This is a genomic window from Coriobacteriia bacterium (assembly GCA_031292615.1).
GTDB lineage: Bacteria > Actinomycetota > Coriobacteriia > Anaerosomatales > JAAXUF01 > JARLGT01.
In genome coordinates, this window is sequence record JARLGT010000010.1 from 1 (window position 1) to 25876 (window position 25876).

The window sequence follows — 25876 nt, forward strand, 5'->3', positions numbered from 1 at the left end:
CTCGGATCATGATCTCGCCCTTGCGGGCCAGGATGGCGTCGGTGCGATTCGCCACGTCACTCACCTGCCGCTCGGTAGGCGGCCAGGCGCGCCCGTAGGTCGGCACCCACGTGCGTCAGTTCCGGAATCGGCTTCCCGAACGTGTGGAAGTAACCCGGGTTGATCGCCGAGAGCCGCCCGGTCACGCGCCGACCAGTCATCGTCTCAACCGTGACTTCCTCGCCGAGTGCCACAGCGGCGACGGCGAAGCCCTTTACCCACGTCAGCAACGGCTGACCCGCGGTCTCAGCCGGCAGGTTGCTTGCGCGCTCGGCGGGCTCGAGCAGCACGCGCTCGACCTCGACCCACTCCCCTGCCTTGCAGTTCTGCACGTCGGACAAGGAGCTCACCCCCGTGTCGTAGGAGCCCAGAAGCGCGGCAGCGGCAGGTCGACTACGGTCACGATGCCCGGTGCGGCTGCGCCGATCAGCGGGATGTAGTTGCCCACGCTCGCATACGTTCCCTTGCCGCCCGGAATCTCGGGCTGGTTGGCCATCGAAACGTTCGGGTCGCCGACGATCTTGATGTAGTCGCCGGTGTCCTGGCCTTCGGCTTCGGGACGGATCTGCTGAGGGTGGACGAGTTCGATCTTCAGCTCGCCCTTGCTATACCCCCATGCGACGTGGCGACAGCCGCAGACGTTGCCCGGAGCGACCTTCACGCACGGCGTCTCGCGCTCGACGCCCGTCACGATGGGCTCGCGGGTCTCCTTGATCTCGTCGATCTCCCAGCCCAGCGCCTTGCCGATAAGCCCGATCGACTCGTGGAAGCCGATGTGGCCGACGATGCTGCCATCCGCGACTCCAGCTTCGAACTCCTCGACGGTCGTGCCGACCCCTTGGCTTGCCATCACGGTGGGGCCGAAGGGCGACAGGTCGTTGATGCGCGAGGCCTCGATGCGGTCTACCCGCAGGCAGATTGAGGACAGGGCTATTGGCAGCGCGTCGAGCACAAAGCCCGGATTGATGCCGGTGCCCAGGATGCTGACGCCGTGCTGCTTGGCGAGCGCGTCGAACTGCTCGGCCCACTCGGGATCGGTCGCCCATGGATAGGCGAGCGTCTCGGCGATGCAGATTACGTGGGAACCGGCGGTGACCGCGGCGGTGACCTGGTCGGAGATCTCGCGCAGGTTGCTCGCGGTGAGAATGCATACGACGTCTGGCTTCTTGGCAAGCACTGAGTCGATATCGGCGGTGACGGCGATGTCGCACGTGGTGCCGATGACTTCACCCACCGTAAGGCCGTGCTTCTCGGGATGTCGATCGATCACGCCGACGAGATCGATATCGTTCGGGCGATCCAAGATGTAGCCGAGCAGCCCTTGGCCCATCATCCCGGCACCCCATACTGCGACCTTGATCATGCGGGAACCTCCTGAGATTGATGCAGAACGGTTCTACGTCTATGCAACATACTCCGGAGGCCGCAGATGTGACAGACCACAAGAGCCGGTGTTCTTCTGACGCCGCCCTATTCGAGTTCTCCAGCGACGCCCTCAGCGGCCGCAACGATGCTGCCATCAACGATCAGTTCGTAGGCCTTTTGTATCTCCGGGGAGAGCCACCTGTCCGGCCCAACGCCCTCGACGTACTCACGCAGCAAGGCGATCACCGCGCCGGTCGCCTTGGCGGGCTCGAGCGGCTTGCGCAGGTCCAGCGCCCGGGCCGCCGAGAGCATCTCGATAGCGAGCACGTGCGCAAGGCCATCGACGCTCTTTCGCAGCTTGCGCGCCGCGCTCCACCCCATCGAGACGTGGTCTTCCTGCATCGCCGAGGACGGGATCGAGTCCACGCTCGCAGGCACCGCGAGTCGCTTGAGCTCGCTCACGATCGAAGCTTGCGTGTACTGCGCGATCATGTGGCCAGAGTCCACGCCCGGGTCCTGCGCCAGGAACGGCGGCAGACCGTTGCTCCGACTCTGGTCGAGCATCCGATCAGTACGGCGCTCGGCGATCGAGGCCAGATCGCATGTGACGATCGCGAGGAAGTCGAGAACGTAGGCGACGGGCGCCCCGTGGAAGTTACCGTTGGACTCGATGCGCCCGTCGGGTAGCACCACCGGGTTGTCGATCGCCGAGGCAAGCTCGCGACCGGCGACCACGGCCGCGTGGTCGATGGTGTCGCGCACGCCACCGGCGACCTGCGGAGCGCAGCGCAGCGAGTAGGCGTCCTGGACGCGAGTGTCACCCTCGCGGTGCGACTCGGCGATGGGCGAGCCGGCCAGAATCCGCGTCATGTTGCGCGCGCTCGCCGCCTGCCCCACCTGCGGCCGGAGTGCTTGGAGCTCGGGTGCCATCACGGCGTCTGTGCCGAGCAGCGCCTCGATGCTCATCGACGCCGTGATATCGGCCACCTTGACCAGCGCTTGCAGGTCGGTGATGGCCATGCACAGCATCCCTAGCATCCCGTCGGTTCCGTTGATGAGCGCCAGTCCCTCTTTCTCCTCCAGCTCGACCGGCGTCAGGCCGACAGCGGCGAACGCCTCGGCGGTAGGCATCCGAACGCCCTTCGCATCGTGGACCTCGCCCTCGCCCATGATTGCCAGCGCGCAGTGAGATAGCGGCGCCAAGTCGCCCGAGCAGCCCAGCGACCCGTACTCGGGCACGCACGGGGTTATCCCGGCGTTTAGACAGTCCGCGTAAGCCTGCGCCGTGCGCACGCGGACTCCCGTGCGCCCGGTAGCGAGCGTGGACAGGCGCAGTAGCATCAGCGCCCGGACCACCTCGGTCTCGACGCAGGCGCCCGTCCCCGCTGCGTGTGAGCGGATCAGAGAGCGCTGCAGCTGCGAGCGCATCGACGGATCGATGTACTTGGTCGCAAGTGCGCCAAAGCCGGTGGAGACGCCGTAGACGGCGCGGCCGGACTTGGCGAGCTCCTCGACGAACGCGCGAGACTGCTGGATGGCCGCGATCGACTCGGCGGAAATCTCGACGCGAGCGCCGGCGCGGGCTACAGCAACGACGTCGGCGATGGTCAGCGGGCCGGTGGATACGGTGACGGTGCCTGGCATGTCGGTCCTTCTTCGAGTTGGCGGGGACTCGGCGATGGCGAGAGCCCGCGATTGGTGGATACTCTGAGATAGCCGATGCATCAGAGAAGATGCCCGCAAAGTGTAGGCGCGCCGCGGGGTACTGCTCCACTCCAACCGGATGGAGCGTCGCGGAGCCGATGAGACGAGGAGTCTCGTGACCGACCAAACGCTGCCATCCGACCCCCTGTGGCCTCGCGCCGGCGAGTGGCTGGTTCCCGCGCCCGCGCTCGACGCGAGCGTCGCCGACATCGCCGTGCTCGGCGTTCCGGCGTATCGGACCTCGATCACGCCCACCAATGCGCACGAGACGCCATCCGCAGTGCGTGAAGCGTTGATGCGCTACTCGACCTACTCGGCAAGTCACGGGGTCGACGTGGCTAAGCTGTCCGCGTTCGACTTCGGCGACATCATCGAACCCGACGGGCCCAACGGCGAGACGCGAGTTCAAGACGCGGTGACCAAGGCCGCCAGACGCTGCCACTTCCTCATCGCGATCGGCGGCGACAACTCGCTGACGTACAGCGTGATGACCGGCCTGTTCGCCGAGCGGCTGGCGGAGTGCGGCCTGATCACCATCGACGCGCACCACGACCTGCGTGACGGCTGCAACAACGGCGCACCCGTGCGCCGGCTGCTCGAAGCCGGGCTGCCCGGCTGCAACGTGGTGCAGATCGGCATCGCGGACTTCTCGAACTCGGCGGCGTATGCGGCTCGGGCGCGCGAGGCCGGTATCAAGGTGATGCCGCGAGCGGCCCTGCGCGCGGCCAACTTCAATGCCGTCGCGGCTGCGGCGCTCGAGGTGGCTGGCGCGGGCGGGCGACCGGTGTTCGTCGATGTCGATGTCGATGTGTGCGACCGCGCCGAGGTTCCGGGCTGCCCCTCGGCCGCGCCCGGAGGCATCTGTGCTGACGACCTGCGCCAGCTCGTCTTCGCGCTCGCCCGCGACCCGCGCGTGGCCGGCATGGACATCGCCGAGATCGACTCAACGATCGACGCGCGCGACGCGAGAACCGTGCGCCTCGCGGCGCTGCTCATTCTGGAAGCGGCGGCTGGCTTGGCTCGGCGGGGGTAGAATCCAGCTGGCAACACGCGTTGGCCCCACGTTTGGGATCGCACGAAAGGGACATCGTTGAGCGAGTTCGTCGAAGGCGATACTCAGCACCCGAGCGCCACGAGCGGCTCTTCGCAGCTCAGCGCCGAGGACCTCGCTCGCCGAGAGCGGGCCGACGAACTCTACTACGACGCACGCGCCGTTCGCCAAGTCGACTACGTCCGCCTCAAAGAACTTTCGGAGGCCAGCCTCGAGCTTGCCTGCGAAGTCGGCTCCGATGGCGAGCAGTACCGCCACGGGATGGCCGAGGCGCTCAGCATGCTCGCCTACTACAACGCGACGCTGGGTTTCTCGGACGTCGCGATGTCGCAGGCTTCGCAGGCGATCGCGCTTCTCGATAGCGAAGAGCCGTCCACCATCCTGACCGATCTGTACGCCACGATGGGCTGGGCGCGCTTCTCCCAGGGCAACTTCGTCGAGGCCATCGAGGTGCTGGTTCAGGCGATGCGTATGGCCGAGGAGGTCGGCGACTTGGCCGCCAAGGCCAAGGCGCTCGACACGATGGGCAGCGTGCACGAGGTTTCGGGCCACCCCGCTGACGCGCTCGACGAGCACCTGCGAGCCATCGATATCTACCGAGAAGTGCACGACGACGTCAATCTGGCGCTCGCGCGCAACAACCTCGCGTACACCTACCTCTCGCTCGGCGACTACGACAGCGCGCTGGAGACGGCGATGGCCGCGCTCGAGTACGTCTCGGCCCATGGCTATCGGAACATCGAGGTATCTGTGCTCGACACGGTCGCGACCGTCTACCTCGAGAAGGGCGACCTCGACGCTGCCGTCGAGTACTCGCACCGCGGTCTCGACCTTGCCCGCGAGTGTGGCTCCGAGCAAGACGCCGCCGACAACCTCATGACTATCGGCCGCATCGCTGTCGAGCAGGAACGCTACGACGAGGCACTCGCGGCAGTGGGCGAGGCGCTCGCAATCGCGTCTGAAGCTGGCCGCGCGGTGGAGGTCTATACCGCACATGAGCTGCTGGCCCGCATCTATGAAGCTCGCGGCGACGTGGGAGCGGCTCTCGGCGAGTACCGACTCTTTCACGAACTCGAACAGGCCCGGATCAATGAAGAGGCACAGACACGCTTGGCGCACCTTCGCGTTGAGAACCAGCTCGAAAGTGCCCGCAAGGACGCCGAGATCCATCGCCTGCGCAGCCTCGCGCTCGAGCGTGAGGTCGAGGACGGCCGAATCGCCCAGGCGCGCCTCGAGGCCCAGGCTTCGCTCGACCCGCTCACCGGCCTGTACAACCGGCGCCATCTCTCGGTACTCGCCGAGGAACTGCGGGCTGCGGTGGCTCGGCAAGAGTCGGTGTGTCTGGCGATCTTCGACATCGACCACTTCAAAGCCGTCAACGACACCTACGGTCACCTTGCCGGCGACCGCGTGCTGGTCTCGCTCGCTCGCCAGCTGCGCAGCAACTCCCGCTCGACCGACGTGGCGCTTCGCTATGGCGGTGACGAGTTCTTGGTGCTCATCGTAGGCATGGACGGCCCGGCCGGCGCCGAGACCGCCGAGAGGCTGCGGACGACGGTCGAGGCGACCGTCGTTGAGTCCGACCGCGCGCAGATTCGAGTGACGATCAGCGCCGGCGTCACGTGCGTCTCGCTCGACGGAACAACCGATCTCTCGGCGTTGATCGACCGAGCCGACCACGGCCTGTACGCCGCGAAGCAGACGGGCCGCAATCGCGTCGTGAGCATGTAGCAGCTAGCGCACCGCCTCGATGATCCGGTCCAGGATCTCGTCGAGGATCTGCTGTGTCGTGGCGAAGTTCAGCCGAGCGAAGCCCGTCCCGCGATGGCCGAAGTCCAGTCCGCTCGACAGCGCTACTCGCGCCGTCTCCAGCAGTCGTTTCGCCGGATCGTCGCCTAGCTCCAGTGCTCGGAAGTCCAGCCACGCCAGGTACGTTGCCTCGGGCACTGTGAAGCCAACCTCCGGCAACTCTGCGGCCAGGCGCGCCGCGAGGTGGTCACGTTGCGCGGTCAGATGCGCGCGGGTCTGGGCGAGCCACGGTGCGCCCTGCGTCCATGCGGCGAGCGACGCCTCTGCGCCGGGCGAGCCCACAGCGCCGAAGACGTGCGACGGCACGGCGGCGATCGCCTCGGCGAGTCCGGCGTGGCCGATATGCGCGACGGCAGTGCGCAGGCCCGCGAGATTGAACGACTTGCTCGCGGCGTTGATCGTCAGTGTGCGCGCCGCAATCTCGTCGCCGAGCAGCGCCATCGGCGTGTGCACGACGTCGCCATGGCGCAGGTCGGCCCAGATCTCGTCGGAGATGACGAGCAGGTCGTGACGCTCGGCGACATCCGCGATCGCAGTTAGCTCGTCGCGAGTGAACGCACGGCCAGTCGGGTTGTGAGGGTTGCACAGCAGAATGGCCGTCGTCGTCTCGTCGACAGCCGCCGAGAGCCGCTCGGGGTCGAGAGCCCAACCGTTGTCCGCGCCCAGCGGGCACTCGACGATGCGGCGCCCGGTCTTCTCGACCGTGCCCAGGAACGGTGGGTAGACCGGCGTAAAGACGACGATCCCGTCTCCCGGCTTGGTCTGCAGCCATACCGTGATGGTGACCACCTGCATCACGTCGCAAAAGACGCGCACGCGCTCGGTGTCGGGGCACCAGCCGTGGTTGGTCTGCTGCCACTCGGCGAACGCCTCGGGCAGCTTAAACTCTGCCGCCATGTTGTAGCCGAAGTCGCCGCGCTCCACCAGCGCGCGAACTGCGTCGACCGCTGCCGGAACGGGCGGCAGGTCCATGTCGGCGACCCACGCGGGGATGACGTCTTCGTCGTGCCAGTTCCACTTCGCACACGTGAGGCTTCGCAGGCGATCGATCTCGGCGCCCACGAGTGGCTGGCGCGGGGGGTTCTCGGCGGGGGTCATGCTGGCTCCAGATGTCCAAGGATTCGGTAGTGTCGTCTAGGGTATCGAAGATACCCGTCACCTGCCGAGCCCAGCGCGCGCGACTAGCCCAGTGCGCCGACGGCCCGGCGTGTCCGTGGAGTGCACGGGCTGCGCCGGGCCGTTGAAGATCGCCCCCCTCGAGCGTCCACGTCGACTGTAGTCAGCCATCGGCGAGCGCCCAATGACTTGCGTCAATGAAATGAAACAACCTGAAGACCATCGGTTGGCGCTGGCGGCGCGGTGTTTGCACTGGGGTGTAGTCTGTTTGCTCGGCCCTCGGGGCCGACATCACAGATCCGACCGCATCGACGGAGGGCCTACGTGCGATCGCCTCGACTCAAGAGACTCACCCTCGCCGCAGTTCTGGTGGCGAGCTGCGCACTGAGCGCGCTCGACGCCGGCTGCGCGATGAACTCGGCCGGCCCTAGACAGGCGCCGGCCGCTCCGCTCGCGGTCTCGGCGGCTGGCTCGCGCGTCCGGACACGGCCGGCCGACGCGACTGGCTCGGCGACTCCGAGTGGATCGACGAGCCGCTCCAGCGGCCCTGCGCCTTGGGCCGCGAAGCTGCTGCCACCGATCGCCGGGCTTCCCGACCCCCAGCCTGCGACGGACATCACCGGACCGCGCGACCTCGGCGTGCCGATTCTGATGTACCACATCATCGGGATCGCTCCAGCTGGCGCGCCCAATCCCGATCTCTACGTCAGGCAGGGCGACTTCATCGCTCAGCTGCGCTATCTCGCGACCAACGGCTATCACGCGGTGACATTGCAGCAGGTCTACGACTTTTGGCATAACGGCGGCACGCTGCCGGACAAACCCGTCGTGCTGTCGTTCGACGACGGCGACACGCCCGACTTCACCGTCGTGGCTCCACTCCTCAACGAGCTTCAGTGGCCGGGAGTGCTCAACCTGATCGTCGGCCGCCACAAACTGCGTTTCAAGAAGCCGATTGTCCGCGCGCTGATCAAGGCGGGCTGGGAGATCGACTCCCATACTGTCACCCACACCGAACTGCCAGGCCTATCGGCCCGGCAGCTGGCGTTCGAGGTGACTGGCTCGCGCAAGCAGCTGCAGGCCCTCTACCACGTGCCGGTCAACTTCTTCTGCTACCCGTCGGGGCGCTTCGATGCGGCCGGCGTGGCGGCGGTCCAGCAGGCTGGCTATCTCGGCGCCACCACGACGCTTGGCGGGCTGGCTCGGCCGAGCCAGGGCTTCCTGATGCGCCGCGTGCGCGTCTCTGGCGGCGAAAGCATCGCGTCGTTCGCGACGCTGCTCAACCAGCACTAGCGCCCGGCAGTCAGAATGCGCCGATGGCCGCGCGGCGCGCGCTATGCTGGTGGGCGTCTGGGCGGCGCGAATCGGAGGACCCATGCAGGCGCTTTGGCTCGAGGACCGGCAGCTTTCGATGCGCGATGTTGCGATGCCTGACGCGGCTGCGGCCGGCGAGGCGCTGATCCGAGTGCGGCTCTCGGGCATCTGCGGCACCGACCTGGAGCTCGTTCGCGGCTACTACCCCTACAGCGGTGTGCTCGGCCACGAGTTCGTCGGCGAGGTCGTTGACGCTCCAGACCCGGCGTGGGTCGGCGCGCGCGTTGTCGGCGAGATCAACGACGCGTGCGGCACGTGCGAAACCTGCCGAGCAGGCCGCCCGACGCACTGCGAGGGTCGCACCGTCCTGGGGATATCGGCACGCGACGGCGTTCACGCCGAGTTCGTGCGCCTACCACTGGCCAACCTACACCGCGTCCCTAACTCGGTCAGCGACGATGCCGCCGTCTTCACCGAGCCGCTCGCCGCGGCAGTCGAGATCGTGACGCAGGTCCACATCGCACCCACGGATCGCGTGCTCTTGGTGGGCGCGGGACGGCTCGGCCAGCTGGTCGCGCAGGTGCTCGCTCTGACTGGCGCCGAGTTGCACGTCGCGGCGCGCCACCAACTCCAGCGCGATCTGCTGCACGCCCGCGGCATCGCCACAATCGTCGAGGGCGACATCGCGCCCCGCAGCTACGACGTGGTAGTGGAAGCGACAGGCTCTCCAAGCGGGTTGGGCATGGCTCGCGCGGCTCTACGACCGTGCGGCACGCTCGTCCTCAAGTCGACCTACGCGGGCGATGTCACCCTGAACCTCTCGCCGTTCGTGGTCGACGAGATCACGATCGTGGGCTCACGCTGCGGCCCGTTCGCGCCCGCAATACGCCTGCTTGAGCGTGGCGATGTCGACCCCACGCAGCTGATTGCGCAGCGGTATCCGCTCGCCAACGGCCTCGAAGCGATGAGCCTCGCGGCTGAGCGCGGCGTCATGAAGGTGCTGCTGGAGCCGTAGTCCTGGACGTTGGGCTGCAACGCACGTCGCGACCCATCCAGCGAGCGCTGCTGCCACCAGTGCAATCGAGTAGGTCGCGATCGGAGTGGCGGTTCCGAGCAGCAGCCCGACCACGCCGAAGAACGCCACGCCGCCCCACATCCCAACAGACATCCCGCGCAGAAGTCCCTGCACGGCTGCGGCGCCTTCTCGGCGATGGGCAGCAGCGGTCATGAGCGCGGCCAGGATCGGCAGTGGCGCAAGCAGGCCGCTGACAGTCCCGCCAAGCACGCCCGAGCAGGTTGTCAGCGCAAGAACGAGTGTCGCCGAGAGCGCCATGCGCGCAGCAACTCCTCGGCGTGACGGGGTCGCAGTCGATCGCGACGGCTCGGCCGGGCATCCGAGCAGCGCGTTGATTGTCAGCAGCGCAACCGCCACCGCGATCAGCGTCTCGGCAAGCGGGAGGTGCACAAGCGAGAGCAGTGCGACGGACGCAAGGCACGCAGCGACAGAACCTGCCAGCGAGAGCTTCCACGAGCGGTGCTCGGCGAGCATTACGTAGGTCAAGCAGAAGATGCCGCACGCGACGAATCCCAGTAGCGTGCTGCGCGCGGCAGACTCGGCGAACATCGGGCCGTGCTGCAGCGTGAGAAAGAGCGAGATCGGGCCCGAAACCATCGGCAGGCCGAGAAGCCAACCGCCCACCACGTCACCCCACCTGTGCGAGACGACCGTGCAGAGCGCGAGAAGCATCGGCGTGAGCAGGGTCTTGGCGGCAACGAGCAGCATTGCAGTCACTCCAGGAGTTTCGGCGGTCCGTGGGTTCGAGCAACCCTATCGTGCCTCCGATTGAGCATAACGTCCATTTGTTCTATTCTATGTATAGCATCCAAATAAGTACCTCTCGTGCCGACGGATGCGCCTGCCGAGCTCGACCCGCCGCCGTCTGTTTCAAGGAGCTCCGATGCTCAACAACACCCGCCTGCGCATTCTGCGGGAGGTTGCCGCGCGCGGCACCATCACCGCCGCCGCCGAGGCTCTCTACCTCACGCCGCCGGCGGTTTCCCACCAGCTCGCTACGCTCGAGCGCGAAGTCGGGGTGCCGCTGCTGGAGCGCACCGCACGCTCCATCCGCCTGACCGACGCCGGCAAGCGGCTGGTCGCCCACGCCGAGACGATCCTCGCCGAGTGCGAGGCCGCGCTTGCCGATGTGGTCGGGTTCTCCGAGGAGGTCAGTGGCACCGTGCGCCTCTCGGTGTTCCAGACGGCCGCTCAGAGCATCGCACTGCCAGCGATGGCAAGGCTTGCTCGCGAGCACCCGAGCCTCGAGGTCGTCGCCCGCGGGCTCGAGCCGGTCCGCTCGCTGCCTGCGCTGCGTGCCGGCCAGCTGGATGTGGCCCTCTCACACGAGTGGGACTTCGTTCCGATGCAGGCCGACCCCAGCGTCGATCGGTACGACCTGCTCGAGGAGCCGGTCTTCGTGCTCCTCCCCGTGGGGCATCGGCTCGCCGGCACGCCCATTCGACTCCGAGACCTTGCCCACGAGCGGTGGTGTGTGGCTCAGGAGAGTGCAACCAGCCGCCAAGCTGTCGAGCGCGTCGCTCAGGCCGCTGGCTTCGAGCCGCGCATCGTGTTTGAGAGCGACTACTTCCGCGCGATCGGGTCGGCGGTGGAGGCGGGTCTGGGCGTGGGGATCGCACCGCGTATGACCGACCTGCGCGGCATCAACCTCGCCATCGAACCGCTCGTCGATCCGCCGATGAAGCGCCGCATCTTCGCGGCCGTGCGCGCCGGCTCGGGCGACTCGCCGGCGATGCGCGCCGTGCTCGGCGCACTGACCGACGCGGCAAACGGATTCGAAGCGCCGCCGGCTCCTCAGACGCACCCAACGGCGTCCTAGCCTTCGGGCTCCTGGGCGATCGGACGCGGCTCGGGGGTGGGCATGGCCGCGGGGCGCGGAGGCAGTGCGCATGGACCGGGGCCACTGGCCGAGGAACGCCGCGCGGGTGAAGACCGTGAACTCGAGCGCCCAGGCCAACAGTGTCGTGCCCGCGAGGATCAGCGCCTCCGAGGCGATGACGCCAGGCCAACCCGCACCGACGATCAGGTATGGAAGCAGCACCATCTGCCCGCCGTACATACCCAATGTCTTGCGTCCAACCCATGCCTGCGCCGAGATCATGGGCTTTGGCAGCAGGCGGAAGAGCGCCCAGCACGCCGAGATCCCCGTAGTCGCAGTGGCGAACGCCGGGACCACGCCCGGCAGGCGCAGCCAGGTCAGCGCCGAGAAGCCCACGACGCCTCCCATCGCCCACACCGTGTCGAGGCGGTGCAGCGCTGCTCGGTGCTTGCTACACAGGTAACCGAGCACGAAGAACGGGAAGAGCCAGACGATCTTGTCGATGCCGGCAACCGTCGGTAAGGCAAAGAAGAGCGTGCACGCCATGCCGACGGCCACCGCGCCGAGCCAGATGTCGGACTTGCTGACGATGCGAGCCAGCGTGAAGACCACGAACAGCGCGAAGAGCACCCACAGGTACCACATCTGATAGCCCGCATGCGGCTGGATCGCAGCGTTGAAGAGGCGGGTCACCCACTGCGCCGGTGGTATCCGCCGCTGCAGCGTCTCGACGGTTACCCAAGCGAAGTACGGTACCAGCAGCACCAGCGCCTTGCCGCGCAGGAACGCCAAGGGCTTAGTGCCTTCCCGGCCAGGAAGCACGTATCCCGAGAGGAACGTGAACAGAGGCATGTCGAACGAGAGCATGAACAGAACGGCCCAATGGGCGCCCGGAAGGTTCATGAACTCCGAGCGGAGGCTCAGGAGGTGCTGGAGCGGGACCAACGCGATCGCGAAGAACTTGAGCGCGTCGACGAGTTCGTTGCGGCGGCTTGCGCTCAGAACGAGCCCTTGAACGTGTCGAGATTCACTTGGACATGCACGTGGTCGATCGGCTTGACCGGCACGAAGCGGTTGATGGTCGAGACGAACGGCAAGTGACGCACCACGGCCACGGGCGTCACTCCGCCCACCACGCGGTCGCCCTTCTTCACCTTCACGCCGGTGATGTGGATCATCACCACGCGCAGATGCGGCGAGCCGTCCGGCTTGATCTCGAGGCGCAGGTCGTAGATGTAGCCGTACAGCATGTAGTGCCGCACGTTGGTGACCACGCCATCGACCGGCGCGAACACGACGGTCTTGGGCGGAACGGCGCAGTCGGCGGCGGTCAAATTGGAGTCGCCGCGCCCACGAAGGGGCTGCTGGAACAGCTTGAGCTTCTTGTCCCTCTTGAGCAGGGCCTTGGTCTTGGCGGCTTTGTCGATCTTGTGACAGGTCATGGTCGGCACGAAGCGTACTGACTTCGTGTTTGACGCCTGGTGGAATCCCACCGCAACGAGCTTGTCAGCCGGCGCCGGGAAGTGGATGTAGAGCTTGGAGCCCGCCATACGCGCAAACGTGGTGGTTGGCGTCGGCGTGACGGACTTGGTGGCGTCGGCAGTGCCGGTCGCGCCGGGAGTCCCGCTCGTAGCGACGGTACCGCTGGTGTCGGCCATCCCCGAAGCGAGTGCCGGGACGCCGGCCGCGAGCACCCGATGCGGCGGTGTGGCGAGCGCGGCGGTCAGCGCCAGCGCAACGAGCCCTGCGCCGAGAACCGAGCGCACGAGCCTTGCGCGCGAGTTGCGGGCCGCGTCGCGCGGCTCGGGGAGTGTACGGTCCGTGTGCTGTGTCGCCATGGCGACGTCCCTCCAACCGGGCGTTTGTCACGCGTAGGCTACCGCATTCGCCGCTACTCCGCAGAGTACGCCGAGGCTAAGCCGACTGCCTCTTGTTACTCAACTCGTACTAAGGCGATGCATTTGTAGAGCCAAACGATTGTGGGGTACACACTCCGTGGACGAAATAAGCGCAGGTCTGCGGGGGCAGGACGTGTGCGCCGACAGGTTCAGAGCGAACCGTGGACTTGGGGGGCTTGCTGCAATGGGGGACTTTCGACGCTCTATATTGCTCGTCGAGGACAACCCTGACGACGAACTGCTTACGATTCGCGCCTTCAATCGCAACCACATCGTGAACGCTATCGATGTCGTTCGCGATGGCCAAGAGGCGATCGACTACCTTTTCTGTACGGGTACGTTCGCCGGCAGGGACCCCTGCGACACGCCCCAGGTCGTGTTGCTCGACTTGAAGCTGCCAAAGATTGACGGCCTTGAGGTTCTCCGGCGTATCCGCAGCGATGAGCGACTCAAGATGCTGCCCGTAGTTGTGCTCACGTCCTCCAGCGAAGAGTCCGATATTGTAGCTAGCTACGATCTCGGCGCAAACAGCTACGTTCGCAAGCCCGTTGACTTCGCCGAGTTCGCGGCCGCAGTCCGTGACATCGGGCTGTACTGGATGATGCTCAACGAACCGCCGCCCACCTAGCAGGCCGGAACTCATGCCGGAGCCGCTCCGCATCCTCATGATCGAGGACTCTCAAGCCGACGCGTCGCTCATCGACCGCGAGTTGCGCCGCCATGGCCGAGAGATCGAGACGGCCGTAGTTTCTGACGCGGCAGGCCTGCAATCTCAACTCGAACGAACCACCTGGGACATCGTGCTTTCCGACTACGCCCTGCCCGGGTTTGGCGCTGTCGAGGCCTTCGAAATGGCTCGCAAGTCCCAACCCCTAGTCCCGTTCGTGGTCGTTTCCGGAACGCTTGGAGAGGAGCGCGCCGTCGAACTCATGCGCAGCGGCGTGACCGACTACGTCTCCAAGGACACCCTCGATCGCCTTTGGGGTGTCGTGGAACGCGCGGTGCGAGAGGCCGGGGAGCGCAAAGCACTCGTGGAGGCCCAGCATGGGCTGGTCGTGGCTGGACAAGAGTGGCATGACACGTTTGACGCGCTGTCCGACGGCATCCTGATACTCAATCCAGACTGCCGGATACACCGCATCAATCGCGCGGCGAGCAAGACGTTCGGCATGGCAGTCGACGCGATAGTGGGCAAACACATCTCGGCCATGTTCAACGCACTGTGCCCCGGTCAGGCTGAAGTCCCTGAGCAGGACTGCGTTTGCGCAGCGCGGGAGTTCGAACTCGGGCCGTGCTGCGACGGCGATGCTCGATGGTTCGACGTGAGCATCGATCCAGTCCACCCAGCTGGCGGTGAGCTCGAGGGCTTCGTCGTAGTGCTGGCCGACATCACGGCAAGGCGCAACTCGGCCGAGCAGCTCAAGGCGCTTGTCGAGCAGCTGGAGCGCTCGATGCGCGGCTCGGTATCGATCGCCGCACACATGGTCGAGAAGCGCGACCCGTACACCGCTGGCCACCAAGAGGGCGTGGCCGAAGTTGCCGTTCGTATCTCCGAGAAGCTCGGTCTTTCGCCTGAGCGCGTCGAGATGATCCACACAGCGTCGGTGCTCCATGACATCGGCAAGATCGCGGTTCCCGCCGAGATTCTGGTCAAGCCGGGCAAGCTGGACGAGTACGAATGGCTCATCATGCAGCGCCATCCTCAGGTGGGTGCTGAGATTCTCGAGGACGCGGAGCTCGGCGGCCCTATCGCCGAGATCGTGCGGCAACACCACGAGAGGCTCGACGGCTCAGGCTACCCCTCAGGGCTCAGAGGCTCGGAGATCTGCCTTGAGGCGCGCATCATCGGAGTCGCGGACGTCACTGAGGCAATGCTCGCGCATCGGCCGTATCGGCCGGCGCTGACAGTCGAGCAGACCGTCGAGGAGCTTTCTGATGGCCGAGGGGTTCGCTACGACGCCGACGTGGTCGACGCCTGCCTTGCGACCCTTCCCCGGTAGCCGGCGCACGACGACCAGCGGATCAAGACTCGAAGGCGGTGCTCGGCGTGACATTGTGGCGAATCGACCTTCGGTGGCGTATCGCCATTGCGTTGGCACTGCCGTTCGTGGCGCTCGTACTGCAGTTGGCACTTTGGCCTTGGGTGCAGCCTGCCGTGTACTTCTTCTTCTTCCCAGCCATCTTCTTCGCCGCCTCGCTCGGCGGACGCAGGGCCGCGGTTCCCGCGAGTCTCATCTCGAGCCTGCTCGTTCTCTACTTCTTCCTGCCTCCGCGATTCTCATGGAACATCCATCCCGGAGCGATCGCCACTACAGCGCTGTTCGTCGCCATGGGCTACCTGTTCGGCGATGTCTACGACCGGCTCAACCGCCAGACCCAGATCGCGCTCGCAGCGAGCGAGGAGAAGTATCAGCTCCTTTTCGAGACGCTGCAAGAAGGCGTGGCCTACTGCGAGATGATCCTCGACGACGAGCAGCGGCCCGTCGATTGGCGGTACCTCGAAGTGAACCCTGCCTATGGCCATATCACGGGCGTCCGTGACATAGTCGGCCGCCTCGCATCCGATGCGTTTCCGGGCATCCTCGAAGCGAATCCCCAGCTCCTCGACAGTCTCGGCCGAGTTGCGGCGCTTCAGGAGCCTGCCGAGTTCGACGAGTACCTGCCGCTGTCCACCGAGCCGCGCTGGCTTCACATCAGCGCGACGAGCCCATCTTCCGGCCGGTTCGTCATGGCACTCGCCGACATCACCGATCGCAAGCTGGCCGAGGAGGCCATCCGCAACCTCAACGTCATGCTCGAGAAGCGGGTAGAGCAGCGCACCGCCGAGGTCACGGCCGCTAACACGGAACTCGAGGCGTTCGCCTACGCCGTATCGCACGACCTGCGTGCTCCGCTGCGCGCAATGAGCGGCTTCTCGCAAGCGCTGGTCGAGGACTGCGCCGCAGGCCTGGACGCTCAGGGCCGCGACTACTTGGAACACATTGTCGCGGCGAGCAGAAACATGGGTGAGCTAATCGACGCACTGCTCTTGCTCTCTCGCACGACTCGCGGCGAGATGACTCGCGACGCCATCGACATCAGCGCCATGGCCACATCGCTTCTCGAAGAGCGCCGTGCGGGCAAACCCGGGCGGATCGTCGAAGCCACGGTCGAGCCCGGCCTCACGACCTTCGGCGACCTGCGGATGGTCGAGTCGCTTATGCGCAACCTCATCGGCAACGCGTGGAAGTACTCGAAGAACCGAGAGGTCGCACACATAGACGTGACCTCGGCCGACATCGATGGCAAACGTTGGATATGTGTGACCGACGACGGAGCCGGCTTCGATCCCGCCTACTCCGACCAACTCTTCAAGCCGTTCCGACGGCTGCATCGGCAAGACGAGTTCGCGGGCATCGGCATCGGCCTGGCGACCGTGCAACGGGTTGTCGCTCGGCACGGCGGCGAGATCAGAGCGCAGGGCGAAGTCGATCGCGGGGCAAAGTTCTGCTTTCGGCTTCCAGATCCCGCCGAGAAGCTGCAGTCCAGCGCGACGACGGCCGGACACGCCGAGAGCCCTGACGGCTGACCATCGGCTCATCACGCGCGCTAGCCGCCGGGATCGTCGCAGACCATCGGCGCGGCCCGGACGTATCGGCGAGCACCGACCTCCTCGGCGACGAACCGCGCGAGACTCTCTCGACTAACGGCGAAGCCGATGTCGTCACGACCGGGGTAGCCGACGCGCAGCGGGCGCGGTCGACGATGCGTCGTGCGGAGCAGCGGGACGCGCACGAGCGTCCAGTCGAGACCGGAGCCGCGCAGAATCTCGGCGATGGCCACCACCTCGGCGTACGCCGTCGGCACCAGCGTGCGCACCGCCGAGACCAGCAGGCGCTGCCGGAAGTCGGGCCGGTCGAGCGGGTCGGGCGCGCTCGCCGTCGAGACCTGCACGATGCGCCCCACGCCCGCCTCCCCCATCGCCGAGACGATCGCGCCCACCCCGGCAGCGATCGGCAGCCCGGGCGAGCGGCCGTGGGGTCCTAGAGCGCTCGCGACCGCATCAGCTCCTGCGATCGCATGTGCGATCGCGGTAACGTCGGCGAGGTCGCCAGTGACGACCTCGAGGCGCTCGCGGGGCGGCCCAAGGCGTTCCGGCCGCCGCGCGTACGCGACGACGGTGTCCCCGCGTGCCAGAAGCTCGGCCACGATGAGTTGGCCCGTGGGACCCGTGGGGCCAAAGACCGCGACTCTCACGCTGCCGGCCCGGCGTCTGGACGGCTCAGGACTGGGTGTCCTTCGCCTTGAAGTGGTCGCTGATGCTCGCGGCCAGCGTTGTGAACTCGCTCGGCATCATGACGATGGTCGTCGTGTTCTGCTCGGCGCCCACCTCGGTGATCATCTGCATGCGGCGCAACTCGAGTGCAAGCGGATTGGCGGTGATGATCAGGGAGGCATCGGCCAGCTTCTGCGCCGCCTCGCTCTCGGCCTCGGCCTTGATGATGCGGGCCCGCTTCTCGCGCTGGGCCTGCGCCTCTTGCGCCATCGCACGCTGCATCTGGACGGGAATCTCGACGTCCTTCATCTCGACCATCTCGACCTTGACGCCCCACGGCTCGGTCGCCTGATCGACGATCTCTTGCAGAGCCGTGTTGATCTTGTCCCGCTCCTTGAGCACCTCATCGAGCGTGTGTTGGCCGATGATGTTTCGCATGGTGGTCAGCGCCACCTGATACGACGCCGAGTAGTAGTCGGCAACCGATATGACGGACTTCTCCGGGTCGGTGATCTTGAGCCACACGACCGCGTTGACCTTGACCGTGACCGAGTCCTTGGTGATCGACTCCTGGCTCTCGATGTCGATGGTCTGCGTGCGGATGTCGACCTTGCGCTGCGTGTCGAAACCAAACGGGACAAGCCAGTACAGTCCAGGCCCGCGGATACCCTTCATTCGTCCCAGCCTGAACACGACTGCGCGCTGGTACTGGTATGCGACACGCAAGCCGGAGATGAAGGCCAGTACGACGAATATCAATATGCCGAACAGGACGAGTCCGCTGAATACCAGCATGTGAGTCTCCCTAGTCACGAGAGTGTCTTCTGTTCTCGGCTCAGGAAGTTGATTCCCAACACGCAAAGCCGGGCGCCGCTCCATCTAGTTGTTGGAGCAGCGCCCGGCACGCCATCGTTAGCGGCGTCGACGAAGATGTTGCGACGTGCTTCGAGTGGGTGATGCCACGGCAGCCTGCGCCGCCGTTTCCTGCGGCACCTCGCCTTCGTCAACTCCGTGGTTGGTGCCGATCATGCTGTCGAGCTTGAGCAGCGCGATGCCCACGAGAACCACAACTGTCGTGAACGCGGCGATGCCAAGCCATTGGCCTGTGGTGAATACCATGGGATTCCCTTCTGGATTGCGGAACGGATGAGCTGCTAGGCAGCGCTCAGATCCGCAGTCGCAACGAGAAGGGTTCGACCGACACGCCAGCACACAACCGAGGTAGCGCGGCGACATCCACGCCAGCCGCCGACGTAAGGACGCCCGGCGTCAGAGCCGTGGACTGCCCTCCACGCGTGACCTGCAGCTTCGCGTTCGCCTCGATACTGCCCGCCGACGTCGGCGAAGAGTGCGTCGCGAGCAGGTTGGGCGCCGTTGCATTGTCGCTGCCAACTGTGCTCGACGTCGACGACAGGCCGGCGAGGCAACAAGCAGCAAGCAGCACCACCGCGAGCAGCGCGCTGAGAGCGAAACGGGCTTGTTTATGCGTTCGCGTCACGTCCTGCACGGTAGCATTCGGCGTGCCGGGGAGCACGATTGCGTTCGTCTCGGCCAGTCAACTAACTGCCGAGAAATGCAGGGGTGTGCAAATTCCGCGAAAGCCGTCATACTGTCGGCGAGTCCGAACACGGGCTCGGATGTTTGCGGTGCGTCAACCCGCTGGCATGCGGGAGACCGCACCGCATTTTTGTGTACCCCGCCGGGGTACGAGATTGGATGGTAAGGAATGGCTACAGGTACCGTTAAGTGGTTCAACCCTGACAAGGGCTACGGCTTCATCTCGCGCGAGGACGGCGACGATCTGTTCGCTCACTTCAGCGAGATCCAGGGCGACGGCTTCAAGACCCTCGATGAGGGCCAGGCCGTTGAGTTCGAGATCACCACTGGCCAGAACGGCAAGCTCCAGGCCAGCAAGATCACCAAGCTCTAAGCTTCGATCTAGCTGCAACTCACGGAAGGGCGGTCCTTAAGGGGCCGTCCTTTCTATTCTCTGAAAGTTGCGGCACAGGGTCGGTCTGCGAGAGTAGAATCGTCACGTGCAAGAGACATGCGACATCCATCTCGCCCGTTTCGCGATCGCAGCTGTTGCGGCGCCTGCGCAGAGCGTGTGCCTCGGATTCGACGCGCGGTCTGGCGCCGAGACGGATCAGAAACTCCGTCGCCCACGAGCCTAGGGAGACCCCAGTGAAGCTGTTCGAGCCCCAAGTACTCATCATCATCCTGATCATCGTGCTGATCATCTTCGGCCCCAAGCAGCTGCCCCAGCTGGGCAAGTCGCTCGGCCAGACGATGAAGTCCATTCGCGATGGCATGGAAGACGACGAGGACTCCGCCGCTGGGTCCTCGGCCAAGGCCGAGACCACCAAGGATGCAGACGCTTAGCGCGGTCCTTCGAGGCCCGTCCACAACGATCATCCGGGGCCATCCTGAACTCGAGACGGGCCCTCGTTGGGCGATACGGCGCTACTGCTCCTCAGGAACCTCGACCAGCTTCTCCCGCAGCCGCTCAAGCCCATGCCGGTAACTCTCGGCGTCGCCGTACTCGAAGAAGTTCGGGTAGTGATCGTGAGCGGCCAGAACCCTCCGAGCGTGCTTGATCGGGCAGAAGAACTGCTCGGTGCGAGCGGCGATCTCGCGGCCGTAGCCCATCAGGCCGTTGGCATAACCGCAGTAGAAGCAGTTGAACTTCTCAAGGATGTTGAGGTACGGCAGGTCGCCTCGGTCGAGCAGCAGATAGTCAGAGCGCTTCACCTTGGTGATGTGATAGACGGGGAAACAGATCGCCTGATAGACGGAGAGAAAGACGTCGAGCAAGGCGAGCGGCACGAACCCCGCGTAGATGACCGGGGAAACGAGCCAGCTGAGGAGCGAGGCACCGGTCATGTAGGTGAATAGGCCGGTCTTTGACGCGCGCTGAAGCTCTGTGACGCTCTCGCTGAACTGGGCGCGCTTCTCGTCCATGACGTACGCGAAGTCATGACTCTTCTTGTCGAACTCGACCTGCATCTCGTCCTCGAGCGTCTTGATCTGCTCGATGAGATCGTCGATACGAGACATCGGTCCTCGGCTCTGTTGCCCGAAGACGCGCCTTCGCGGCGAGCCGACCCCGGGAATGTGGCGAGTTCGAGTGAGTGCTCGGATGCTCGGCCGAGGACAACACTACTCCCCCTGCGCCATGCGTGGGCCGAACGCAGCGCACAATGGCTGTTCGGCGAGGCGTCGAGCGAGCGCAATCGCGCTCAGTAGCGCCTCAGCGCGAAGAGGCCGACCCACTGCTCGGAGGTGAGGCGGGCTCGCCACTGAGAAAGCGCGGCTGGGGTACTCCCGATGAAGGCGCTCGGCTTCACGGCGGCGCGATATGCCGCCAGGCTCTTCTTGGAGCTGTTGATCCGCCAGTCTTGCTTGTGGCCGAGACCGTGCTCCAAGGCGTCGTAGTAGATGACGGCCTTGATCTCGGGATGCCGCGTGCGTATGCGCTTGAACGTGTCAGTGAGCCAGTGTGCCTTGCTCCCCTTGTTCTCGACTGACGCGATCTCCGTGATGACGACGGGCTTGTGAGTCGTCTTGAGGTAGCTCAGCGGCGTCTTGTAGATCTTGTCGAAACTCCGCCATGGACCGCCACCCATGCCGCCCCAGTTAAAGCCGCTCACGCCCACCCAGTCCACGTACGACGGACCGGGGTAGTACGCCGCGAACCGATTGACTTGGAGTGCGGGGCGGCTCTCGAAGTTCACGCTCCACACCCATGTCACGTTGGTTGCGCCCTCGCGCTCGAAGAGGTCGTGGACGTGACGCCAAGCGGTCACGAATTGCGCCGGACTGTTGCCGTTCGCCAACCCGCACCATGGATACCAGCAGCCATTCATCTCGTGGAACGGGCTGATCATGACCGGCCCGCCCGCCGCCTTCACGTCTCTGGCGAACTGCGTGAGATAGGCGTCGTAGTCGCCGGCGCCGATCTTGGCGAGCGTCCATGCCGGCATGTCGCTCGGCGTCTTGAGGTTGTGTGGCTGGTCCCCGGGGTTCCACGGCTCCCATGAGATCAACGGGACTGCGCCGCGATTCCAAAGCGCAATAGCCGATGCCGCGTCAAACCGCCCGGCCCCGCTCGGCGCCCACGGCTGGAACCACATGACGATCGACGCAGACTTGCCCGAAAGGGTCTTGTACGCGGAGAGCGCCGTCGCCTGGTACGGCGCAGGTGGCCGAAACACGCCTATGTACGCGCCGCGCGACGGTGCGCTGACACGGCCCGCAAGCGGGCGGTCGCTGGCTTCGGTGCCCGTGGGTTCTGGGCTCGACGAGGTCTCGCCCACCGTAGGGGTGGTCTCGGCAAGGGCGATCGATGCGCGACCGGATGCGCTCGTGCCCGCGAGTCCCAGGGCCGCGAGCACCAGCGCAAGCGCGATGAAGGCGCGCACGGCGCGGAGACTGGATGGCTGCTGTGCTCGGCGTGCAGAGCGCGGCTTGCGGATCACGGATAACCTACCTCGCGGACGGCCTTCGCGCCGGACGTTGCGCGCACAACGTACTCTCTCGTCCGCAAGATACGCCCTTCAACGCCCGTGCGCACGTGCCGGCGGGTTCGAGGACGCGGGCAACGCCACTCCCCGCTGCTCGTTATGCGCGACCGGCGGCCGCCAAACGAACGCTACGCTACTGGCTGGGGAACACCTGTCGCTGATCGGGAATGACGTCCAGCGCGACCGTCTTGCCGAACAGCTTGCCGCGCAGCGCCGCCTTGAGCACGTCGGTCGATGGGAGCTTCCCACTTCCTGTGACCGCAATCTGCACCTGCTCACCAGCGTTCACCGACACGACGCGGTAGTCGCTGCCTGCGAGCCATGCCTCGGTAGCGGTGTTCGCACGGCGCTCCATGATGTTGGTGATCGCTACGTCGTAGCTCGTCAGAGCAAGCGGCACCGTGATAGCGCAGATGAGCACGACCACGAGCACGATCGCCGTGCGACGTGCACGCATGGACTGGCCGGCAAGCGCGATCTGGGGGTATCGCATGAGTCCGAAGACAAACGATCCGGTGAGCAGAATCGCCAGGTAGTTGGTGCAGAACAGCAGCAGACTGCCCAGGGCCAAGTCCGGTCGACCCACGGCGAGCAGGATGCCCACGTTAGCCAGCGGCGGCACCAATGAGATTGCGATTGCCACACCCGGCAGCGTGTCCGAGACGTCCTTGCGCCCGATGGCGAACGCGCCCGCCAATCCCGTCGCGACAGCGGCGAGCAGGTCGACGAGGCGCGGGGACGTGCGGGATATGATCTGGCCGACACTCGTTGGGTCGAGAGTACGCGAGAACGGTAGCGTCAGGACGAAACCCACTGCGATCGCGGTCAGCATTCCGCCAACTCCAACGAGCAGCGAACTCACTATCGCCTTGCGATCCCCGATCGCGATGCCGAAAGCCAAACCCATGATCGGCAGCATGAGCGGCGCCACGATCATCGCGCCGATGACGGCTGCCACAGAGTCGCCGATGAGCCCGAACGTGGCAATCGCGGCGGCGAGGATGAGCAACGCCCAGAATCTGACAAGCCGTTCTTGAAGTCTCGGCTGCTCGAAAAGTAGAACGTCGCGGACGCGCTGGAGCTCCGACCCGTCCACTTTCCCGCCGTGCAAGATGTCGCCGAAGTTCGCCAAGGGTCGCTCCTCGTTCGCGCTGATGCGAGGCCGGATTCGCTGGATTGGAAGATACCCCCTCGGCTGGCCGAGCGAACTTGGAGGGCGGCGTCGCGTCACTAGCCGCTGGAAGCAGCGGCGCAACTCGCCTGGGCCACGCAGGAGTGAGATGGGTTCTCGGCGAAGTCGCAGGGGCGTGAAGACTGACTTCGGCCAGCGGGGGAGGACGTCGCACAATGGGCGGACTGAGGCGCTTCATCACGAGTCATCCGGTGATCACGAGCGTCATTCTGTGGCTGATTGCCTGCGCCGTGACCGGGGCCGCGCTTCTGTGGCAGGACGAGACCGGCCCGACGTACCCGCTTCAAGGCACCGTCCAAACCGCGAAGGGCCCGGTTCACTTCGAGTTCCTGCGCAGCGAGACCATCGGCACGGATCTCAAGGTGCTCCTCCTCGACCCGGTGCCGCAGGGGCTGACCGCAACCGTGAAGTTTCGCCGCTACACGTCTGGCGACGCATGGCGGGAGCTGCCACTGAAGGCCGGTCAGTTCGAGTTCTCTCGGCGGGGCAGCGTGACCAATGTTGGCGGCGTGGGCGCCCAGCTGCCGAGTCTGAAGGAGCGCGCCGGCAAGTACGAGTACCTCGTCTACCTCAACGACGGCTCGGGCAAGCCGTTCTCAGTCACGGGCGACAAGGCGATTCTGGCGCGCTACAAGGGCGACGTGCCCATTTTCGTGCTGGCCATCCACATCCTGGTGATCTTCCTCGCGATGCTGTTCGCGATTCGCACGTCGCTTGAAGCCATCATCGACGGCGACTACACGTGGATGCTGTGGGCCACGCTGATCGCGTTCTTCTTGGGCGCGTTCGTGCTGGGGCCGATCGTGCAGTGGTACGCGTTCCGCGTGTGGTGGTCGGGATTCCCCTATGGAGGCGACTGGACCGACAACAAGGTGGTCGTGGAGCTGCTGGCGTGGGTGGTCGCAGTCGTGCTGAACTGGGGCAAACGCCGCAATCGCTGGATTGTGGTGGGGGCGGGCCTGGTCACGCTCGCCGTCTACTTCATCCCGCACAGCATCTTCGGCTCCGAGTACAGCTACAGCGGCGGCCCCAGCCGCGGCACGAACGGGTAGGCATCGATCTGCAGACGCCCCGAGCACATGCCGGTGCAGCAGGCAGCCCCGGCATGTGCTCGAATGCCGGGGCTGCGCGAGAACGGTCCTTCGCGACGCCGGACCGCTCAGGTGCGGGTCGCGGTCGCGATGTGCACTACTTCGCAGTCTCGTCGTACTGCATGATGCCGAAGAGAATCCCGGCCGGATCGGCGATGTAGGTCAGCCAGCCCGAACCGGGAACGGCGCGCTAGGGAACAGCGATCGTTCCGCCGGCCGCCACGGCCTTTGCCGCGAACGCGTCTTTCACGGCAGCCTTCGCGCCTGCGTCAAGGCGCGTTAGTGGGATGTACCCACATGCGTGGCGGTGACTGAAAGGCAGCTCGCAAGCCCCAGCCGCTACGGCGCGATGCGGTGGGTCAGACCGTGATGCGGGAAGACTGCCGCTTGCACCTCTCGGATGCGCTCGGTGGTGAGCGCGAGGACGTTGCCGGCAAGCTCGGGTGCCGAATCGAACCGGTCGTTGGCGCCCATGCTGCGTGGCGGCTCCTCGCCGAGGCGCGCTCGCACCGCCGCGCGCCACGACTCGGGCACCTCGTCGGAGAGCTGTCGGCCCAGAAGCTCGGCCATCACCCACGTCCACGCGAGCGGCACGACCTCGACGACGTGGTAGCCGCCTCCACCAAGCGCGGCGAGGCGGCCGTCGCACAGCTCGTCGGCGAGTTCGATGATGCCGCGCACGAGCGCGCGGTAGCCCGGCAGCGTGAGGCCCAGCTCCGTCTGCGGGTCGTCGTGCTGCGCGTCGACTCCTAGCTGCGCCACGATGAGGTCGGGCAGAAACGCCCGCGCCAGCGGTGCCACTACCTCGTCGAAGGCCAGCGCGTAGCACTCGTCGGTCGCGTACGCCGGCAGCGGTACGTTCGCCGAGAACCCCACGCCGGGCCCGTGACCGCTCTCGCCGGGGAAACCGGTGCCGGGGAACGCGTAGAGGCCACTCTCGTGCAGCGAGATCGTCAGCACGTCTGCCGAGCCAAGAAACGCCTCGTGCACGCCGTCGCCGTGGTGCGCGTCGATATCGATGTAGAGCACACGTATACTCGGATGTGCCGCTTGCGCGACAGCGATCGCCGCCGCCGCGTCGTTGTATACCGAGAAGCCCGCAGCGCGGCTCCGGTGCGCGTGGTGCATGCCACCGGCGATCGAGAAAGTGCGCGTGCGGCGGCCAGATAGCACCTCATCGACGGCTCGAATCGACGCCCCGGCGGTGAGCGCGGCGATCTCGTGCATGCCCGGGTAGGTGGGGTTGTCGTCGGTGCCGAGGCCCATGATCGGCCTGAAGTCGGAGTTCCAGTCGCTAGCCTGACGCACGGCCTCGATGTAGCCCGCCGAATGGACCAGTAACAGCTCCGCCTCTGTGGCCGGTCTCGGCGAGACGAGGGCGTCGCCGGTCAGGATGCCGAACGCCTCCATAAGCTCCACGCTCAGTGTCAGGCGCAACGGGTTGAGAGGATGCGCATCGCCGAGGTCGTAGGCGGCGAGCGCAGGGTCCCAGATCAGTGCTGCTCGCGCCACGACGCACCTCCTCGGCGATTCAACGGCCGGGCGGCCGTTTGGTCTTTGTGCCCTATCCGCTGCTCAGACTACTCGTGGTTGGCAGGGTTGCGCAGCCCGCAGCGATGCCGCAA

Annotated in this window: 25 protein-coding genes; 12 read left to right on the forward strand and 13 right to left on the reverse strand. The window is 65.9% G+C overall.

What is annotated here, in order from left to right; genetic code table 11:
* Positions 1-56: 56 nt before the first annotated feature.
* The 3 genes from ortA to hutH all read right to left on the reverse strand — a co-directional run bounded on the left by ortA (position 57) and on the right by hutH (position 3048).
* Positions 57-371, reverse strand: a complete 315-nt coding sequence (ortA, locus tag P4L93_00675) for a 2-amino-4-oxopentanoate thiolase subunit OrtA (GenBank protein MDR3685465.1) — start codon at positions 369-371, stop codon at positions 57-59.
* Positions 372-385: 14 nt separating this feature from the next.
* Positions 386-1402, reverse strand: coding sequence for a 2,4-diaminopentanoate dehydrogenase (gene ord / locus P4L93_00680; GenBank protein MDR3685466.1), 1017 nt, complete (start codon positions 1400-1402; stop codon positions 386-388).
* A 107-nt stretch (positions 1403-1509) separates the two neighbouring features.
* Complete coding sequence (gene hutH / locus P4L93_00685) at positions 1510-3048, reverse strand: histidine ammonia-lyase (GenBank protein ID MDR3685467.1); 1539 nt, start codon at positions 3046-3048, stop codon at positions 1510-1512.
* 175 nt (positions 3049-3223) lie between these two features.
* Here hutH and P4L93_00690 point away from each other — a divergent pair, with 175 nt between their 5' ends.
* The gene (locus P4L93_00690; protein ID MDR3685468.1) at positions 3224-4141 is read left to right on the forward strand and encodes an arginase family protein; all 918 of its coding nucleotides are present in this window, start codon (positions 3224-3226) and stop codon (positions 4139-4141) included.
* Positions 4142-4198: 57 nt separating this feature from the next.
* Complete coding sequence (locus P4L93_00695) at positions 4199-5890, forward strand: diguanylate cyclase (GenBank protein MDR3685469.1); 1692 nt, start codon at positions 4199-4201, stop codon at positions 5888-5890.
* A gap of 3 nt (positions 5891-5893) precedes the next feature.
* On the opposite strand, the gene P4L93_00700 is transcribed toward P4L93_00695, so the two are convergent.
* Positions 5894-7066, reverse strand: coding sequence for a PatB family C-S lyase (locus P4L93_00700; protein MDR3685470.1), 1173 nt, complete (start codon positions 7064-7066; stop codon positions 5894-5896).
* A gap of 342 nt (positions 7067-7408) precedes the next feature.
* On the opposite strand from P4L93_00700, the gene P4L93_00705 reads away from it, so the two are divergent.
* The 4 genes from P4L93_00705 (at position 7409) to P4L93_00720 (ending at position 11941) form a co-directional block, all read left to right on the forward strand.
* On the forward strand, positions 7409-8377 hold the full coding sequence (locus P4L93_00705) for a polysaccharide deacetylase family protein (GenBank protein MDR3685471.1): 969 nt from the start codon (positions 7409-7411) through the stop codon (positions 8375-8377).
* An 82-nt stretch (positions 8378-8459) separates the two neighbouring features.
* Entirely contained in the window at positions 8460-9413 is a 954-nt protein-coding gene (locus P4L93_00710) for an alcohol dehydrogenase catalytic domain-containing protein (GenBank protein ID MDR3685472.1), read from the forward strand.
* Between the two features lie 943 nt (positions 9414-10356).
* Positions 10357-11292 carry a LysR family transcriptional regulator gene (locus P4L93_00715; protein MDR3685473.1) on the forward strand — a complete coding sequence of 312 codons (936 nt, stop codon included), beginning with the start codon at positions 10357-10359 and terminating at the stop codon, positions 11290-11292.
* A 502-nt stretch (positions 11293-11794) separates the two neighbouring features.
* Positions 11795-11941: a hypothetical protein gene (locus tag P4L93_00720; GenBank protein MDR3685474.1), complete on the forward strand. Its 147-nt coding sequence runs from the start codon at positions 11795-11797 to the stop codon at positions 11939-11941.
* Between the two features lie 349 nt (positions 11942-12290).
* On the opposite strand, the gene P4L93_00725 is transcribed toward P4L93_00720, so the two are convergent.
* The gene (locus P4L93_00725; GenBank protein ID MDR3685475.1) at positions 12291-13130 is read right to left on the reverse strand and encodes a hypothetical protein; all 840 of its coding nucleotides are present in this window, start codon (positions 13128-13130) and stop codon (positions 12291-12293) included.
* Positions 13131-13374: 244 nt separating this feature from the next.
* Between P4L93_00725 and P4L93_00730 the strand changes: the two genes are divergently transcribed.
* From P4L93_00730 to P4L93_00740, 3 genes are read left to right on the forward strand one after another with little or no spacing between them, the layout of a single operon-like run.
* Complete coding sequence (locus P4L93_00730; GenBank protein MDR3685476.1) at positions 13375-13818, forward strand: response regulator; 444 nt, start codon at positions 13375-13377, stop codon at positions 13816-13818.
* A 13-nt stretch (positions 13819-13831) separates the two neighbouring features.
* Complete coding sequence (locus tag P4L93_00735) at positions 13832-15190, forward strand: HD domain-containing protein (protein MDR3685477.1); 1359 nt, start codon at positions 13832-13834, stop codon at positions 15188-15190.
* 47 nt (positions 15191-15237) lie between these two features.
* Positions 15238-16758, forward strand: coding sequence for a DUF4118 domain-containing protein (locus P4L93_00740; protein ID MDR3685478.1), 1521 nt, complete (start codon positions 15238-15240; stop codon positions 16756-16758).
* 20 nt (positions 16759-16778) lie between these two features.
* On the opposite strand, the gene P4L93_00745 is transcribed toward P4L93_00740, so the two are convergent.
* The 4 genes from P4L93_00745 to P4L93_00760 all read right to left on the reverse strand — a co-directional run bounded on the left by P4L93_00745 (position 16779) and on the right by P4L93_00760 (position 18943).
* Positions 16779-17426 carry an NAD(P)H-binding protein gene (locus P4L93_00745; GenBank protein ID MDR3685479.1) on the reverse strand — a complete coding sequence of 216 codons (648 nt, stop codon included), beginning with the start codon at positions 17424-17426 and terminating at the stop codon, positions 16779-16781.
* A 25-nt stretch (positions 17427-17451) separates the two neighbouring features.
* Positions 17452-18240: a slipin family protein gene (locus tag P4L93_00750; protein MDR3685480.1), complete on the reverse strand. Its 789-nt coding sequence runs from the start codon at positions 18238-18240 to the stop codon at positions 17452-17454.
* Between the two features lie 117 nt (positions 18241-18357).
* Complete coding sequence (locus P4L93_00755) at positions 18358-18564, reverse strand: hypothetical protein (GenBank protein MDR3685481.1); 207 nt, start codon at positions 18562-18564, stop codon at positions 18358-18360.
* 46 nt (positions 18565-18610) lie between these two features.
* Positions 18611-18943, reverse strand: a complete 333-nt coding sequence (locus P4L93_00760) for a hypothetical protein (GenBank protein ID MDR3685482.1) — start codon at positions 18941-18943, stop codon at positions 18611-18613.
* A gap of 228 nt (positions 18944-19171) precedes the next feature.
* Here P4L93_00760 and P4L93_00765 point away from each other — a divergent pair, with 228 nt between their 5' ends.
* Both P4L93_00765 and P4L93_00770 read left to right on the forward strand, forming a co-directional pair.
* A complete protein-coding gene (locus P4L93_00765) occupies positions 19172-19375 on the forward strand; it encodes a cold-shock protein (GenBank protein ID MDR3685483.1) in 204 nt (67 codons plus the stop codon).
* Between the two features lie 254 nt (positions 19376-19629).
* Complete coding sequence (locus P4L93_00770) at positions 19630-19827, forward strand: twin-arginine translocase TatA/TatE family subunit (protein MDR3685484.1); 198 nt, start codon at positions 19630-19632, stop codon at positions 19825-19827.
* Between the two features lie 81 nt (positions 19828-19908).
* On the opposite strand, the gene P4L93_00775 is transcribed toward P4L93_00770, so the two are convergent.
* From P4L93_00775 to P4L93_00785, 3 genes are all read right to left on the reverse strand, one after another.
* Positions 19909-20502, reverse strand: coding sequence for a hypothetical protein (locus P4L93_00775; GenBank protein MDR3685485.1), 594 nt, complete (start codon positions 20500-20502; stop codon positions 19909-19911).
* A 182-nt stretch (positions 20503-20684) separates the two neighbouring features.
* Positions 20685-21923 (reverse strand): glycosyl hydrolase, encoded by a 1239-nt coding sequence (locus P4L93_00780; GenBank protein ID MDR3685486.1) that lies wholly within the window; start codon positions 21921-21923, stop codon positions 20685-20687.
* A gap of 178 nt (positions 21924-22101) precedes the next feature.
* Positions 22102-23100 (reverse strand): DUF389 domain-containing protein, encoded by a 999-nt coding sequence (locus P4L93_00785; GenBank protein MDR3685487.1) that lies wholly within the window; start codon positions 23098-23100, stop codon positions 22102-22104.
* A 215-nt stretch (positions 23101-23315) separates the two neighbouring features.
* Here P4L93_00785 and P4L93_00790 point away from each other — a divergent pair, with 215 nt between their 5' ends.
* The gene (locus P4L93_00790) at positions 23316-24212 is read left to right on the forward strand and encodes a hypothetical protein (GenBank protein ID MDR3685488.1); all 897 of its coding nucleotides are present in this window, start codon (positions 23316-23318) and stop codon (positions 24210-24212) included.
* A 378-nt stretch (positions 24213-24590) separates the two neighbouring features.
* Here the strand turns inward: P4L93_00790 and P4L93_00795 are convergent, their stop codons facing one another.
* Positions 24591-25763 carry an acetoin utilization protein AcuC gene (locus P4L93_00795; protein MDR3685489.1) on the reverse strand — a complete coding sequence of 391 codons (1173 nt, stop codon included), beginning with the start codon at positions 25761-25763 and terminating at the stop codon, positions 24591-24593.
* Positions 25764-25876 lie beyond the last annotated feature (113 nt).

Excerpts from the sequence above, each read along its gene's own strand:
- P4L93_00790 (MDR3685488.1), top strand. The coding sequence starts at position 23,316 with ATGGGCGGACTGAGGCGCTTCATCACGAGTCATCCGGTGATCACGAGC.
- hutH (MDR3685467.1), bottom strand. The coding sequence starts at position 3,048 with ATGCCAGGCACCGTCACCGTATCCACCGGCCCGCTGACCATCGCCGAC.
- P4L93_00730 (MDR3685476.1), top strand. The coding sequence starts at position 13,375 with ATGGGGGACTTTCGACGCTCTATATTGCTCGTCGAGGACAACCCTGAC.
- P4L93_00700 (MDR3685470.1), bottom strand. The coding sequence starts at position 7,066 with ATGACCCCCGCCGAGAACCCCCCGCGCCAGCCACTCGTGGGCGCCGAG.
- P4L93_00710 (MDR3685472.1), top strand. The coding sequence starts at position 8,460 with ATGCAGGCGCTTTGGCTCGAGGACCGGCAGCTTTCGATGCGCGATGTT.
- P4L93_00750 (MDR3685480.1), bottom strand. The coding sequence starts at position 18,240 with ATGCTGGTATTCAGCGGACTCGTCCTGTTCGGCATATTGATATTCGTC.
- P4L93_00735 (MDR3685477.1), top strand. The coding sequence starts at position 13,832 with ATGCCGGAGCCGCTCCGCATCCTCATGATCGAGGACTCTCAAGCCGAC.
- P4L93_00775 (MDR3685485.1), bottom strand. The coding sequence starts at position 20,502 with ATGTCTCGTATCGACGATCTCATCGAGCAGATCAAGACGCTCGAGGAC.
- ord (MDR3685466.1), bottom strand. The coding sequence starts at position 1,402 with ATGATCAAGGTCGCAGTATGGGGTGCCGGGATGATGGGCCAAGGGCTG.
- P4L93_00765 (MDR3685483.1), top strand. The coding sequence starts at position 19,172 with ATGGCTACAGGTACCGTTAAGTGGTTCAACCCTGACAAGGGCTACGGC.
- P4L93_00715 (MDR3685473.1), top strand. The coding sequence starts at position 10,357 with ATGCTCAACAACACCCGCCTGCGCATTCTGCGGGAGGTTGCCGCGCGC.
- P4L93_00755 (MDR3685481.1), bottom strand. The coding sequence starts at position 18,564 with ATGGTATTCACCACAGGCCAATGGCTTGGCATCGCCGCGTTCACGACA.
- P4L93_00725 (MDR3685475.1), bottom strand. The coding sequence starts at position 13,130 with ATGGCGACACAGCACACGGACCGTACACTCCCCGAGCCGCGCGACGCG.
- P4L93_00720 (MDR3685474.1), top strand. The coding sequence starts at position 11,795 with ATGCCGGCAACCGTCGGTAAGGCAAAGAAGAGCGTGCACGCCATGCCG.